Below are 13,301 nucleotides of genomic sequence, written 5' to 3' on the forward strand. Positions count from 1 at the left end.
CAACAAAAAAAACGGCACCTGCCTGAGGTGCCGTCGGTGTGCAGCGCGGTATTACTTGTGCAGCTCTTCAGCTGCGTACAGCGTGTTTTCCAGCAAGCACGCCCGGGTCATCGGCCCGACGCCACCCGGCACCGGGGTGATCCAGCCAGCGCGCGGCAAGGCGGTCTCGTAGACCACGTCGCCCACCAGCTTGCCGTCATCCTGGCGATTGATGCCGACGTCGATGACGATCGCGCCTTCCTTGACCCACTCGCCCTTGACCAGGCCCGGCTTGCCGGCGGCCACGACCACCAGGTCGGCACGCCCGACCTGGCTGGCCAGGTCCTTGGTGAAGCGGTGGCAGACGGTCACGGTGCAGCCAGCCAGCAGCAGCTCCATCGCCATGGGGCGGCCAACGATATTGGAGGCGCCGACGATTACTGCGTCCATGCCGTACAGGTCCTGACCGGTGCTTTCCAGCAAGGTCATGATGCCTTTTGGCGTGCACGGGCGCAGCAGCGGGATACGTTGAGCCAGACGGCCGATGTTGTAGGGATGGAAGCCGTCGACGTCCTTGTCCGGGCGGATGCGCTCGAGCAGCAGAGAAGCGTCCAGGTGCGCCGGCAGCGGCAGTTGCAGCAGGATGCCGTCGACAGCCGGGTCGTCATTGAGGCGGTCGATCAGCTCGGTCAAGGCCTGCTGCGTGGTCTCGCTGGGCAGGTCGAAGGCCTGCGAAATGAAGCCGACCTCTTCGCAGTCCTTGCGCTTGTGCGAGACATAGACTTGGGAGGCGGGGTCGGTGCCGACCAGGATCACCGCCAGGCCCGGCGTGCGCAGGCCTTGCTGGCGACGCTCCTCGACACGTTGAGCGATCTGCTTGCGCAGGTTGGCGGCGATCGCCTTGCCATCGATTAGGTGTGCAGTCATAGACGCGTGATTAACCATCGAGAAAGGAACAATAAAGAGGGCGCATTCTCGCACGACACGGCCCGAGGGCAAAGGCGCGTGGTCGGGCAAATCCTCTAACCCCTTAAAAATTTTGAATTTTTTAGAAAAAGGTGTTGACGCTCCAGGAGCTCGCCTATAAGATTCGCCGCACTTGTCGGGCACAGCCTAGCACTGGTTGGCTAAGTCGGGCAGAATGAGTGGTTTGTTTATTGCTCGTTCGGTTAGGCTTTAAGCTTATGCGCCCGTAGCTCAGCTGGATAGAGCATCCGCCTTCTAAGCGGATGGTCGCAGGTTCGAGTCCTGCCGGGTGCGCCATTAGGCAGCTTGGCCAAGCAAGTAGGTCTGTAAGGCGATATGGTGGGCGTAGCTCAGTTGGTAGAGCGCCGGATTGTGATTCCGGTTGTCGTGGGTTCGATTCCCATCGTCCACCCCATATTCTTCAAAGGCGCCTCGATGTTGATCTGGCGCCTTTGTTTTAAGCGTTACGCGGACGTGGTGAAATTGGTAGACACACTGGATTTAGGTTCCAGCGGCGCAAGCTGTAAGAGTTCGAGTCTCTTCGTCCGCACCATGCTTCTGTAGGTTGTACCGCAACACCGCATTATGGTGGGCGTAGCTCAGTTGGTAGAGCGCCGGATTGTGATTCCGGTTGTCGTGGGTTCGATTCCCATCGTCCACCCCATATATATGAAGGCGCCTTGGTCGTGAGATCGGGCGCCTTTTTTGGTTTTTTGGTTTGCTGGGTGCATGTCTTGGGATTTGTATCGATGCGAATATCGAGCGCCGCGCGGGCGGCGCTCGATCTCATGGGCGCAGGAGGTGTCATGGCGAGCCCTTGCAATCCTCTGGTGACACCCCAATAAAAGCTGATAGATTTCAGCTGGTTGAAACACCGGCCCGCAGGCTGGTAGAGGATTACCCCATGATTGCAAAAGAAGCTCGACAGGCCCTGGCGCTGCAACGCTTCGCCGAAGCCAATCCGCAACTGCTCGAAGAGATCCGCGAGCTGGATGCCCGTGAGCAGGCTCAGCAGATCGAGTGGGCATTCGAAGATGCAGCCGACGAGCAGGGCATTCAGCCTTGGGAGCTGGCGCTGCAACTGATCGCAGAAAGCCCTGAGCAGCTGCAGGCCATGCGTCTTGAGACGCATCGCGAAGTGGCCGAAGCGCTGGGCATGGAGTGGGAAGAATACTGTCAGTTCAATGAAATCGACCCTGAATAAAGGCGTTTTCACAGGCTGCAGTTGTTTAACAAGGTATTTCGGTTGCGTGACGCCGACGGCGTTGCGCAACCTACTTATATGAAGAGGCTCGGCGGTACGCCGTGCGGGCCTTGCAAGGTAATCGACCGGCGTGGTTTCCCGTCGTCCCGAGTGGGGTGACTTCTGCTGCGTGACTCACTAGAATGCTTGCCCTTGATTCTGGAGTCGGGCTAACGCCGGCTAACGTCTGTGCAACGAGGAATATCCATGCAAGTTTCTGTTGAAAACACTTCCGCTCTCGAGCGCCGCATGACCATCGCCGTTCCGGCCGAGCGCGTCGAGAACGAAGTCAACAAGCGTCTGCAGCAGACTGCCAAGCGCGCCAAAGTCGCGGGCTTCCGCCCAGGCAAAGTGCCGATGAGCGTGATCCGCCAGCGTTTCGAAGCCGATGCGCGCCAAGAAGCGTTCGGTGACCTGGTCCAGGCTTCCTTCTACGAAGCCATCGTCGAGCAGAAGCTGAACCCGGCTGGTGCTCCGGCTGTCGAGCCGAAGTCCTTCGAGAAGGGCAAGGACCTGGAGTTCGTCGCCATCTTCGAAGTGTTCCCAGAGTTCGCCGTTGCCGGCCTGGAGTCGATCAACGTCGAGCGCCTGAGCGCCGAAGTGGCTGACGCCGACCTGGACAACATGCTGGAAGTGCTGCGCAAGCAGAACGTCCGCTTCGAGGCCGTAGAGCGCGCCGCCGAGAAAGACGATCAGGTCAACATCGACTTCGTCGGCAAGATCGATGGTGAAGCCTTCGCCGGTGGTTCGGCCAAGGGTACCCAGCTGGTACTGGGCTCCGGCCGCATGATCCCAGGCTTCGAAGACGGCCTGGTAGGCGCCAAAGCAGGCGAAGAGCGCGTTGTCAACGTGACCTTCCCTGAGGACTACCAGAACCTGGACCTGGCTGGCAAAGCCGCCGAGTTCACCATCACCGTCAACAGCGTTTCGGCCCCTGTGCTGCCAGAGTTGAACGAAGAGTTCTTCGCCCAGTTCGGCATCAAAGAGTCGACCCTGGAAGGCTTCCGCACCGAAGTTCGCAAGAACATGGAGCGTGAACTGCGCCAGGCGATCAAGACCAAGGTGAAGAACCAGGTCATGGACGGTCTGCTGGCCGCCAACCCGATCGAAGTGCCGAAGGCGCTGCTGGAAAACGAAGTCAACCGTCTGCGCGTCCAGGCTGTTCAGCAGTTCGGTGGCAACATCAAGCCTGAGCAACTGCCGGCCGAGCTGTTCGAAGAGCAAGCCAAGCGCCGCGTGGTGCTGGGCCTGATCGTCGCCGAAGTGGTCAAGCAGTTCGAGCTGAAGCCGGACGACGCCAAGGTTCGCGAGATGATCGAAGAAATGGCTTCGGCTTACCAAGAGCCTGAGCAGGTCATCGCCTGGTACTACAAGAACGACCAGCAACTGAACGAAGTGCGTTCGGTTGTGCTGGAAGAACAAGTTGTAGATACTGTTCTGCAGAAAGCGACTGTGACCGACAAGTCGGTCTCGTACGAAGAAGCGGTAAAACCAGCCCAGGCGCCTGCCGAAGCTGAGTAATACGGTTTTCTCGTAGGAAGCCCCCACAAGCCAGCCTTCGCGCTGGCTTGTGCGTATTCAAGCCATGACTATTTGGGAGTGAGCGCAGGACATGTCCCGCAATTCTTATATTCAGCAGAGCTCTGACATCCAGGCCGCAGGCGGCCTGGTCCCGATGGTTATCGAGCAGTCCGCCCGTGGCGAACGTGCCTATGACATTTACTCGCGCCTGTTGAAGGAGCGAGTGATCTTCCTGGTGGGCCCGGTAGAAGACTACATGGCCAACCTCGTCGTAGCGCAGATGCTGTTCCTCGAAGCGGAAAACCCGGACAAGGATATCCATCTCTACATCAACTCCCCAGGCGGCTCGGTGACTGCTGGCATGTCGATCTACGACACCATGCAATTCATCAAGCCGGATGTCTCGACCATCTGCATCGGCCAGGCCTGCAGCATGGGCGCCTTCCTGTTGACCGCGGGTGCCAAGGGCAAGCGTCACTGCCTGCCGAACTCGCGCGTCATGATCCACCAGCCGCTCGGCGGCTTCCAGGGTCAGGCTACCGACATCCAGATTCACGCCCAGGAAATCCTCAGCATCAAGGCGCGTCTCAACGAGTTGCTGGCCTACCACACCGGCCAGGACCTCGAGACCATCCAGCGTGATACTGAGCGTGACAACTTCATGAGCGCCTCGCGCGCGGCCGAGTACGGCCTGATCGACTCGGTATACGACAAGCGGCAACTGGTCTCCTGAACCCAGGCGCCAGAGCAGGTAGGTGCCGAAAGCGCCTACCTGCGGACTTGAAAAAGCCCGCAATTGCCTTCATCTTGTGTTGCAAGCCTACCGGATTGGATCGATCGAATGACTGACACCCGTAACGGCGAGGACAGCGGCAAATTGCTTTATTGCTCCTTCTGCGGCAAAAGCCAGCACGAAGTGCGCAAACTGATTGCCGGGCCCTCGGTATTTATCTGCGACGAGTGCGTCGACCTGTGCAACGACATCATCCGCGAGGAGGTGCAGGAAGCCCAGGCCGAAAGCAGCGCGCACAAATTGCCTTCGCCGAAAGAAATCAGCGGCATCCTGGACCAGTACGTGATTGGTCAGGAGCGCGCGAAGAAGGTGCTCGCCGTAGCGGTGTACAACCACTACAAGCGCCTGAATCAGCGTGACAAGAAGGGTGACGAGGTCGAACTCGGCAAGAGCAACATCCTGCTCATCGGGCCAACTGGCTCGGGCAAGACCCTGCTCGCCGAAACCCTCGCACGCCTGTTGAACGTGCCGTTCACCATTGCCGACGCCACCACCCTGACCGAAGCCGGTTATGTGGGTGAGGATGTCGAGAACATCATTCAGAAACTGCTGCAAAAGTGCGACTACGACGTGGAAAAGGCCCAGATGGGCATCGTCTACATCGACGAGATCGACAAGATTTCGCGCAAGTCGGACAACCCGTCGATCACCCGTGACGTTTCGGGTGAAGGCGTGCAGCAGGCGCTGTTGAAGCTGATCGAAGGCACCGTTGCCTCCGTTCCGCCGCAAGGGGGCCGCAAGCACCCGCAACAGGAGTTCCTGCAGGTTGATACCCGCAATATCCTGTTCATCTGCGGTGGCGCCTTCTCGGGCCTGGAAAAGGTCATCCAGAACCGCTCCACCAAGGGTGGTATCGGGTTTGGTGCTGAAGTACGCAGCAAGGAAGAAGGCAAGAAGGTCGGCGAATCGCTGCGCGAAGTCGAACCGGACGACCTGGTCAAATTTGGCCTGATCCCCGAGTTCGTCGGTCGTCTGCCGGTGCTGGCGACCCTCGACGAGCTGGACGAGGCTGCGCTGATGCAGATCCTCACCGAGCCGAAGAACGCCCTGACCAAGCAGTACGCCAAGCTGTTCGAGATGGAAAGCGTGGACCTCGAGTTCCGCAGCGATGCCCTCAAGGCCGTCGCGCGCAAGGCCCTGGAGCGCAAAACCGGCGCCCGTGGCCTGCGTTCGATCCTCGAAGGCGTGCTGCTCGACACCATGTATGAGATCCCTTCGCAGAAGGATGTCAGCAAAGTGGTGATCGATGAGAGCGTCATCGAAGGTACTTCGCAGCCGCTGATGATCTACGAGAATAGCGAGCCGCAAGCCAAGGCCGCACCCGACGCTTGAGTTGGGTGGTGGTAGCAAGCAAGAAAGGGGCCTACGGGCCCCTTTCTGCTTTTCCTGCGCAAGCGCTTGTAATTTCCCAAGCGTGCCCCCACATTAGGTCCAAGCAACATTTCCACCGGTTTCCGGCCTTATGGCCGCTGTAGAGGCGAAATCATGAAGACCACCCTCGACTTGCCTCTTTTGCCATTGCGCGATGTCGTCGTTTATCCGCACATGGTCATCCCGCTGTTCGTGGGGCGTGAGAAGTCCATCGAGGCCCTTGAGGCCGCGATGACTGGCGAGAAGCAGATCCTTCTGCTGGCCCAGAAGAACCCTGCCGACGACGATCCGGGCGAAGACGCCCTGTACCGCGTCGGTACCGTCGCAACTGTACTGCAACTGCTGAAGCTGCCGGATGGCACCGTCAAGGTGCTGGTCGAGGGCGAGCAACGTGGTGCGGTCGAGCGCTTTACCGAAGTAGAAGGGCATATCCGTGCCGAAGTCTCCCTGATCGACGAAACCGACACCGCCGAGCGCGAGTCGGAAGTCTTCGTGCGCACCCTGCTGTCGCAATTCGAACAGTACGTGCAACTGGGCAAGAAAGTCCCTGCCGAAGTGCTGTCTTCATTGAACAGCATCGAAGAGCCTGGTCGCCTGGTCGACACCATGGCGGCGCACATGGCGCTGAAGATCGAGCAGAAGCAGGAAATCCTCGAGATCGTCGACCTGTCGACCCGTGTCGAACACGTGCTGGCGATGCTCGATGGCGAGATCGACCTGCTGCAGGTTGAAAAGCGCATCCGTGGCCGGGTCAAGAAGCAGATGGAGCGCAGCCAGCGCGAGTACTACCTGAATGAGCAGATGAAGGCCATTCAGAAAGAACTCGGCGATGGCGACGAAGGCCATAACGAAGTCGAAGAGCTGAAAAAGCGCATCGAGGCCGCTGGCCTGCCAAAGGACGCGCTGGCCAAGGCCCAGGCCGAGCTCAACAAGCTCAAGCAGATGTCGCCGATGTCGGCCGAGGCCACCGTGGTGCGCTCCTATCTCGACTGGCTGGTGCAGGTGCCGTGGAAGGCCCAGAGCAAGGTGCGCCTGGACCTTGCCAAGGCCGAGGAAATCCTCGACGCCGACCACTATGGCCTGGAAGAGGTCAAGGAACGCATCCTCGAGTACCTTGCCGTGCAGAAGCGGGTGAAAAAGATCCGCGGGCCGGTGCTGTGCCTGGTTGGGCCGCCTGGTGTGGGCAAGACCTCGCTGGCCGAGTCCATCGCCGCGGCAACAAACCGCAAATTCGTGCGCATGGCCCTGGGTGGCGTGCGTGACGAGGCCGAGATTCGTGGCCATCGTCGTACCTACATCGGCTCGATGCCAGGCCGTCTGATCCAGAAAATGACCAAAGTGGGCGTTCGCAACCCGCTGTTCCTGCTCGACGAGATCGACAAAATGGGCAGCGACATGCGCGGCGACCCGGCCTCGGCGCTGCTGGAAGTGCTCGACCCCGAGCAGAACCACAACTTCAACGACCACTACCTGGAGGTCGACTACGACCTCTCGGATGTGATGTTCCTGTGCACCTCGAACTCGATGAACATTCCGCCGGCGCTGCTTGACCGCATGGAAGTCATCCGGCTGCCGGGCTACACCGAAGACGAGAAGATCAACATCGCGGTCAAATACCTGACGCCCAAGCAGGTCAAGGCCAACGGGTTGAAGAACCAGGAGCTGGAGATCGACGTCTCGGCGATTCGCGACATCATCCGTTACTACACTCGCGAAGCGGGTGTGCGGGGTCTCGAGCGGCAGATCGCCAAGGTCTGCCGCAAGGTGGTGAAGGAACATACCGGGCAGAAGCAGGTCAAGGTCAAGGTCGCCAGCGAGCAGCTCGAGCATCTGCTGGGTGTGCGCAAGTTCCGCTATGGCCTGGCCGAGCAGCAAGACCAGATCGGTCAGGTCACGGGCCTGGCCTGGACGCAAGTGGGTGGTGAATTGCTGACCATCGAGTCGGTCGTCATCCCCGGCAAAGGCCAGTTGATCAAGACCGGCTCGCTGGGTGACGTCATGGTCGAATCGATCACCGCCGCGCAGACCGTTGTCCGCAGCCGAGCCCGCAGCCTGGGGATCGCCGCCGACTTCCACGAGAAGCACGACGTGCACATCCACATGCCGGAGGGCGCCACGCCGAAGGACGGCCCGAGCGCCGGTATCGGCATGTGCACCGCGCTGGTGTCCGCGCTGACGCAGATCCCCGTACGCGCTGACGTTGCCATGACCGGTGAAATCACCCTGCGTGGCCAGGTGTTGGCCATTGGCGGGTTGAAGGAAAAACTGCTGGCGGCACACCGAGGCGGGATCAAGACCGTGATCATTCCGGAGGAGAATGTTCGCGATCTGAAGGAGATTCCTGAAAATATCAAACAGGATCTTCAGATCAAACCGGTCAAATGGATTGACGAAGTCCTGCAAATTGCGCTGCAATACGCCCCGGAGCCCTTGCCAGATGTGGCTCCTGAGATTGTCGCGAAAGATGAAAAGCGCGACGGCGATGCTAAGGAAAGAATCAGCACGCACTAGTAGTTTTTGGCTGGGGGGCTTTCCTTGACAGTTTTTTCGGGGCCTTGCTATAAAGCGGCACGCTATTGTCATTAAGCCACCCAGTACAGGTTTCATAAGCTTTTCATTACATACTTAGAAACAAACTCAATAGAGAAATTAAGGGGACTTCGAGTGAACAAGTCGGAACTGATTGACGCTATCGCTGTATCGGCTGACATTTCCAAAGCTGCCGCCGGTAAAGCACTGGACGCTGTGATCGACTCCGTGACCGGTGCTCTGAAAGCAGGCGACGACGTCGTACTGGTTGGCTTCGGTACCTTCTCGGTCAAGGAGCGCGCTGAGCGCACCGGTCGCAACCCGCAAACCGGCAAAGCGATCAAGATCGCTGCCGCCAAGGTTCCAGGTTTCAAGGCTGGCAAAGGCCTGAAAGACGCCGTCAACTAAGTCGTCTCTTTCAGCCGGACCGGGCTTTGCCAGGTTCGAGCACGCTGACGGCGGGGCGCAAACGTTCCCGCCTGACACGTTTGCTAAGAAAAGGCGCATCCTCGGATGCGCCTTTCTTTTATCAGGATTCTACCCACGCTCCGCGGTTGTCGACGCAGTGGTACAGCCGTTTCTGGGGGACGCATGCTGCAAAATATCAGGGACAATTCACAAGGTTGGATTGCCAAGACCATCATCGGCCTAATCGTCGTGCTGATGGCGTTAACGGGCTTCGAGGCCATTTTCCAGGCCGCCACCCATAGCCAGGATGCCGCCAAGGTAAACGGCCAGACCATCAGTCAGAACGAGCTGAGCCAGGCCACCGACATGCAGCGCCGCCAGCTGATGCAACAGCTTGGCAAGGACTTCGACCCGGCCTTGCTGGACGAAAAACTGCTGCGCGACGCCGCGCTCAAAGGGCTGATCGATCGCAAACTGCTGCTGCAGGGCGCCGAGGATGCCAAGTTCGCCTTCTCCGACGCCGCGCTGGATCAAGTGATCCTGCAGACGCCAGAGTTTCAGGTCGACGGCAAATTCAACGCCGACCGTTTCGACCAGGTCATTCGCCAGATGGGCTATGGCCGTCTGCAGTTCCGCGAGATGCTCGCCGAAGAAATGTTGATTGGCCAGGTGCGCACCGGTATTGCCGGCAGCAGTTTCGTGACCGACCAGCAGGTCGACGCCTTCGCCCGCCTGGAAAACCAGACCCGCGATTTCGCCTCGCTCACCTTCAAGGCCAACCCGGCTGCGGTCAAGGTCAGCGATGACGAGATCAAGGCGCACTACGATCAGCACGCCAAAGAGTTCATGACCCCTGATCAAGTGGTCATCGATTACGTCGAGCTGAAAAAGTCGGCATTCTTCGATCAGGTCAAGGTCAGCGACGACGAGCTCAAGGCCCAGTACGAGAAGGAAGTCGCCAACCTCGCCGAACAGCGTCACGCCGCGCATATCCTCGTAGAGGTCAACGACAAGACCAACGATGCTCAAGCCAAGGCTCGCATCGAAGAAGTCGAGCAGCGCCTGGCCAAAGGTGAAGACTTTGCCAAGCTGGCCAAGGAGTTCTCCCAGGACCCGGGTTCTGCCAACAGTGGTGGCGACCTTGGTTTCGCAGGCCCGGGTGTGTATGACCCAGCCTTCGAAGAAGCCCTGTACAAGCTCGACGATGGCCAGGTTTCGGCACCGGTACGCACCGAGTTCGGCTACCACCTGATCAAGCTGCTGGGCAAGCAGGCGCCGGAAGTACCGACCTTCGCCAGCCTGAAGGACAAGTTGACCCGCGACCTGAAGACTCCGCTGGTCGAGCAGCGCTATGTCGATGCCAGCAAACAGCTGCAGGATGCCGCTTATGAAGCTGCCGACCTGGCCCAGCCGGCCCAGGACCTGAACCTCAAGGTGCACACCTCGGCGCCGTTCGGCCGTGAAGGTGGCGAAGGCATTACTGCCAACCGTGCAGTTGTTCAGGCAGCGTTCTCCGAAGAAGTGCTCGAAGAGGCTGCCAACAGCACCGCCATCGAGCTGGACCCGGAAACCACCGTGGTGCTGCGCGTCAAGGAACACCGCAAGCCAGAGCAGCTGCCCCTGGAAGCGGTGGCCAAGAACATCAGCGAGCATCTGGCCAAGGAGAAGGCGACTGCCGAACTCAAGACCAAGGCGGACAAGTTGATCGCTGGCCTGGAAAGCGGCTCGATCGCAGCCGGCACTGCCCACGACGGGCAGAGCTGGAAGGCGTACGAGGCGGTGACCCGCGGCCAGGACGGTATCGACCCGGCCGAACTGCAGGCGCTGTTCCGCCTGGCCAAGCCACAAGCCAAGGACAAGCCGGTATACGGCAGCGTGGTCCTGGCCGATGGCAGCCTGGTCGTGCTGCAGCTCAAGGGCGTCAACGAAGGTGCCGCCGCCAGCGACGAAGAGAAGCAACAGATTCGCCGCTACCTCGCTTCGCGTGCTGGCCAGCAAGACTTTGCGGCCTATCGCAAGCAACTGGAAGGCAATGCGGACATCACTCGCTACTGAGTGAGTGTTTGCTAACGAAACAGGCCGCATGATGCGGCCTGTTTTATTTGTGTAGTTTGTGCTGGCCTGTTCGCGGGACAAGCCCGCTCCCACAGTAAGCTCCGGCAGCGTACCTGTGGGAGTGGGCTTGTCCCGCGAAGAGGCCGCCACTGGCGAAACTACCTTTTCTCCCCCTCATAATTATCCAGCGTATCGCGCGCAATCTCCCGCCCCAGGGCAATCAGCTCCGGCGCCTTGTAGAACTCGAAAAACCGGCACACCCGCTTGGGCACGTTGATCAGCACATCCGGCGGGTAGCCGGCGATCTTGTACTGCGCCAGCGACGTCTGCATCACCTCGAAGCTCTGGTTGATCAGATCCAGCAGCGAAGCCGGCCCGACGTTGTCGATGATGAACGATCCGCTGGCCGATTTCGGCGCACCTTCGCTCTCCGGGGCCGCCGCCGGTTGCTGGCCCACAGGATCGGCTGTATCGGCCAGCCAGGGGTTGGGCGGCGCTAGACCTTCGGCGGTTATCACCTGCTCGATGCGCATCAGCTCCTCGGCCGGTTTGCGCCGGAATGGCAGGCGCGACCCCAGCGAAGAGAGCAGCGCGTCGAAGCGCATCTTGAACGCTGCTGGCCGTTCGATCACCGGCAACTGATACTGCTTCTGGTTGGTGGAGTTGAGGTTCACCGCAATGATCAAGTCGCAGTGGCTGGAAACCACTGGCACGATCGGCAGCGGGTTGAGAATACCGCCATCGACCAGCATGCGGTTGCCTTGCACCACGGGCGTGAACAGGCTGGGAATCGCCGCCGAGGCGCGCATGGCCTGGTGCAGGCAGCCCTCCTGAAACCAGATCTCCTGTTGGTGGGTCAGGTCGGTGGCCACCGCCGTGTAGGGAATCCGTAGCTGCTCGATGTTGATCTCGCCAACGATCTTGCGGATCTGGCCGAACACCTTGTCGCCGCGAATCGCGCCAAGCCGGAAGCTGACGTCGACCAGGCGCAGTACATCCAGGTAGTCCAGGCTTTCGATCCAGTTGCGGTACTCCTCGAGTTTGCCCGCTGCATAGATGCCGCCGATCACTGCACCCATGGAACAGCCGGCGATGCAGGCGATGTCGTAGCCGCGCCGTTCGATCTCTTCGATCACGCCGATATGGGCGTAGCCGCGCGCGCCCCCCGATCCCAACACCAGTGCTACACGTTTAGTCATGATCTTCCTCGGCCTTTGCCAGCAGGGTCCTACAATGCACCGAGCGCTGCCTGTGCTTCAATGTAGACTCTAGGCAAAACACGCCAGGCGCGGCACTTTTCAGCTGCCCGCGCGTCGAACAGCCATCTATTTCAACCTGTCGAGGTACCACCGATGAAAGCCTGGATCTGCCTTCCTCTGATTGCCCTGGCCCTTGCCGGCTGCGCGGGCAAGACGGCTTACCGAGATAGCTGCGCGACGCAGCTGGATGCCGCCTGGAAGGAGCTCGACCTGGCCAAGGCCGAAGGCTTCGCCGGTACTGTCAGCTACTCCAAGGCCTTGTCGCTGTTGACCGGGGCCAAGACCCAGCAGCAGTTCGAAGGTTTTGAGGGTTGCAGCAAGAAAGCCGAAAAGGCACGTTTCTACATTCGTGAGTCGCGCGCCGGGCGCTGACCGAGGAGCGCTGTATGTCTGCCATGCTCGACCATGTAGTTGCCCAGGTACTGGCTTCGCAGGTACGCCTGCTGGCCTGTCGCGAACGCCTGGCCGCCGATACCGACAGCGAGGCGCTGCACGACCTGCGCACCAGCGTGCGGCGGCTGCGCAGCCTGCTGCGGCCACTGAGAGGGTTGCCGGGGGTCGAGCAGTTGGAGGAGGCTGCCAAGGCCCTCGGGACCCTGACCACACCGCTGCGTGATCGTGAGGTGCTGGGCGCCGAGTTGATCAAGCGTGGTTTTGATGACGCCGGGCAACGGCGTCTGCAAGGCCGCACCGCTACCTTTGCCAGCGTCGCGTCCAGCCTGCAGTTGGGGAGGGTGCTGACGATCATCGATGCGTTCCCGCTGTTTCTGCGCGCGGCAGATCGCGAAGGCCTGGTCAGCGCGTTGGGCAAGCGCGTCGACAAGCGTCTGGTCAAGCAGTGGCGCAAGCTGAACCAGGCGTTGCAGGATCCCGCCCATGACCGCCATCGCTTGCGCTTGTTGATAAAGCGGGTGCGCTATGGCGACGAGGCGTTCCCTCAGCTGGATCATGCCGGTAAGCCGCTGCGGCGCTTGCTGAAAAAGGCCCAGGGCGATCTGGGTGACTGGCATGACCGTCTGCAGTGGTTGTTGCAGGCACAGACCCATACCGACCTGGCCCCTTGCAAGATCGATTGGGAGCAGGAACTGCACGAGGCGGAGCGCAAGTCCGATGTCACGCTGGAGGCGCTGCAAGCAGCGCTGGCGCAACGCAAGCACGGCAAATGACCGATATGCGG

Annotated in this window: 11 protein-coding genes and 4 tRNA genes; 13 read left to right on the forward strand and 2 right to left on the reverse strand. The window is 60.1% G+C overall.

Annotation, left to right across the window (positions count from 1 at the left end; all coding sequences use genetic code 11):
• Positions 1-51: 51 nt before the first annotated feature.
• Complete coding sequence (gene folD / locus ACIPZF_RS12780) at positions 52-906, reverse strand: bifunctional methylenetetrahydrofolate dehydrogenase/methenyltetrahydrofolate cyclohydrolase FolD (RefSeq protein ID WP_400799561.1); 855 nt, start codon at positions 904-906, stop codon at positions 52-54.
• A 259-nt stretch (positions 907-1,165) separates the two neighbouring features.
• On the opposite strand from folD, the gene ACIPZF_RS12785 reads away from it, so the two are divergent.
• The 11 genes from ACIPZF_RS12785 (at position 1,166) to ACIPZF_RS12835 (ending at position 10,865) form a co-directional block, all read left to right on the forward strand.
• Positions 1,166-1,242: transfer RNA gene (locus ACIPZF_RS12785), tRNA-Arg, on the forward strand.
• Between the two features lie 42 nt (positions 1,243-1,284).
• Positions 1,285-1,360 (forward strand) — tRNA-His (locus tag ACIPZF_RS12790).
• Between the two features lie 53 nt (positions 1,361-1,413).
• Positions 1,414-1,498: transfer RNA gene (locus tag ACIPZF_RS12795), tRNA-Leu, on the forward strand.
• 35 nt (positions 1,499-1,533) lie between these two features.
• Positions 1,534-1,609 (forward strand) — tRNA-His (locus tag ACIPZF_RS12800).
• A gap of 240 nt (positions 1,610-1,849) precedes the next feature.
• Positions 1,850-2,149 carry a DUF6388 family protein gene (locus ACIPZF_RS12805; protein ID WP_079227205.1) on the forward strand — a complete coding sequence of 100 codons (300 nt, stop codon included), beginning with the start codon at positions 1,850-1,852 and terminating at the stop codon, positions 2,147-2,149.
• Positions 2,150-2,395: 246 nt separating this feature from the next.
• Entirely contained in the window at positions 2,396-3,709 is a 1,314-nt protein-coding gene (gene tig, locus ACIPZF_RS12810) for a trigger factor (RefSeq protein WP_400799564.1), read from the forward strand.
• Positions 3,710-3,800: 91 nt separating this feature from the next.
• Positions 3,801-4,442, forward strand: a complete 642-nt coding sequence (clpP, locus tag ACIPZF_RS12815; RefSeq protein WP_400799566.1) for an ATP-dependent Clp endopeptidase proteolytic subunit ClpP — start codon at positions 3,801-3,803, stop codon at positions 4,440-4,442.
• A gap of 108 nt (positions 4,443-4,550) precedes the next feature.
• Positions 4,551-5,834 carry an ATP-dependent Clp protease ATP-binding subunit ClpX gene (clpX, locus tag ACIPZF_RS12820; RefSeq protein WP_110744985.1) on the forward strand — a complete coding sequence of 428 codons (1,284 nt, stop codon included), beginning with the start codon at positions 4,551-4,553 and terminating at the stop codon, positions 5,832-5,834.
• Positions 5,835-5,987: 153 nt separating this feature from the next.
• Positions 5,988-8,384, forward strand: coding sequence for an endopeptidase La (gene lon, locus ACIPZF_RS12825; RefSeq protein WP_400799569.1), 2,397 nt, complete (start codon positions 5,988-5,990; stop codon positions 8,382-8,384).
• A gap of 153 nt (positions 8,385-8,537) precedes the next feature.
• Complete coding sequence (gene hupB, locus ACIPZF_RS12830; RefSeq protein WP_054883552.1) at positions 8,538-8,810, forward strand: nucleoid-associated protein HU-beta; 273 nt, start codon at positions 8,538-8,540, stop codon at positions 8,808-8,810.
• Between the two features lie 183 nt (positions 8,811-8,993).
• A complete protein-coding gene (locus ACIPZF_RS12835) occupies positions 8,994-10,865 on the forward strand; it encodes a SurA N-terminal domain-containing protein (RefSeq protein WP_400799572.1) in 1,872 nt (623 codons plus the stop codon).
• Positions 10,866-11,023: 158 nt separating this feature from the next.
• On the opposite strand, the gene ACIPZF_RS12840 is transcribed toward ACIPZF_RS12835, so the two are convergent.
• A complete protein-coding gene (locus tag ACIPZF_RS12840; RefSeq protein WP_400799575.1) occupies positions 11,024-12,064 on the reverse strand; it encodes a patatin-like phospholipase family protein in 1,041 nt (346 codons plus the stop codon).
• Between the two features lie 153 nt (positions 12,065-12,217).
• Between ACIPZF_RS12840 and ACIPZF_RS12845 the strand changes: the two genes are divergently transcribed.
• A complete protein-coding gene (locus ACIPZF_RS12845; protein WP_346615432.1) occupies positions 12,218-12,496 on the forward strand; it encodes a hypothetical protein in 279 nt (92 codons plus the stop codon).
• 14 nt (positions 12,497-12,510) lie between these two features.
• The gene (locus tag ACIPZF_RS12850; RefSeq protein ID WP_400799578.1) at positions 12,511-13,290 is read left to right on the forward strand and encodes a CHAD domain-containing protein; all 780 of its coding nucleotides are present in this window, start codon (positions 12,511-12,513) and stop codon (positions 13,288-13,290) included.
• Positions 13,291-13,301: the final 11 nt, after the last annotated feature.

This window comes from Pseudomonas sp. NPDC089752, assembly GCF_044748725.1.
Taxonomy (GTDB): Bacteria; Pseudomonadota; Gammaproteobacteria; order Pseudomonadales; family Pseudomonadaceae; genus Aquipseudomonas.

Bases quoted from the DNA above. Each gene is read 5' to 3' on its own strand.
- folD (WP_400799561.1), bottom strand. From the start codon at position 906: ATGACTGCACACCTAATCGATGGCAAGGCGATCGCCGCCAACCTGCGC.
- ACIPZF_RS12805 (WP_079227205.1), top strand. From the start codon at position 1,850: ATGATTGCAAAAGAAGCTCGACAGGCCCTGGCGCTGCAACGCTTCGCC.
- tig (WP_400799564.1), top strand. From the start codon at position 2,396: ATGCAAGTTTCTGTTGAAAACACTTCCGCTCTCGAGCGCCGCATGACC.
- clpP (WP_400799566.1), top strand. From the start codon at position 3,801: ATGTCCCGCAATTCTTATATTCAGCAGAGCTCTGACATCCAGGCCGCA.
- clpX (WP_110744985.1), top strand. From the start codon at position 4,551: ATGACTGACACCCGTAACGGCGAGGACAGCGGCAAATTGCTTTATTGC.
- lon (WP_400799569.1), top strand. From the start codon at position 5,988: ATGAAGACCACCCTCGACTTGCCTCTTTTGCCATTGCGCGATGTCGTC.
- ACIPZF_RS12835 (WP_400799572.1), top strand. From the start codon at position 8,994: ATGCTGCAAAATATCAGGGACAATTCACAAGGTTGGATTGCCAAGACC.
- ACIPZF_RS12840 (WP_400799575.1), bottom strand. From the start codon at position 12,064: ATGACTAAACGTGTAGCACTGGTGTTGGGATCGGGGGGCGCGCGCGGC.
- ACIPZF_RS12845 (WP_346615432.1), top strand. From the start codon at position 12,218: ATGAAAGCCTGGATCTGCCTTCCTCTGATTGCCCTGGCCCTTGCCGGC.
- ACIPZF_RS12850 (WP_400799578.1), top strand. From the start codon at position 12,511: ATGTCTGCCATGCTCGACCATGTAGTTGCCCAGGTACTGGCTTCGCAG.